Raw genomic sequence first — 329 nt, forward strand, 5'->3', positions numbered from 1 at the left:
GTTGTTGGGTAGGGGAGCGTTCTGTAAGCCGTTGAAGGTGAACTGTGAGGTTTGCTGGAGGTATCAGAAGTGCGAATGCTGACATAAGTAACGATAAAGCGGGTGAAAAGCCCGCTCGCCGGAAGACCAAGGGTTCCTGTTCAACGTTAATCGGAGCAGGGTGAGTCGACCCCTAAGGCGAGGCTGAAAAGCGTAGTCGATGGGAAGCAGGTTAATATTCCTGCACTTGGTGTTACTGCGAAGGGGGGACGGAGAAGGCTAGGTTATCCGGGCGACGGTTGTCCCGGTTTAAGCATGTAGGCGGAGAGTTTAGGTAAATCCGGACTCTT

General features: G+C 52.9%; 1 rRNA gene. It reads left to right on the forward strand.

The annotated features are described in order from the left end of the window. Positions 1–329: ribosomal RNA gene (locus IAE30_RS29885) — 23S ribosomal RNA — on the forward strand; the annotation flags it as partial.

This window comes from Pantoea sp. S61 (assembly GCF_016625145.1).
Taxonomy (GTDB): domain Bacteria; phylum Pseudomonadota; class Gammaproteobacteria; order Enterobacterales; family Enterobacteriaceae; genus Pantoea; species Pantoea rwandensis_B.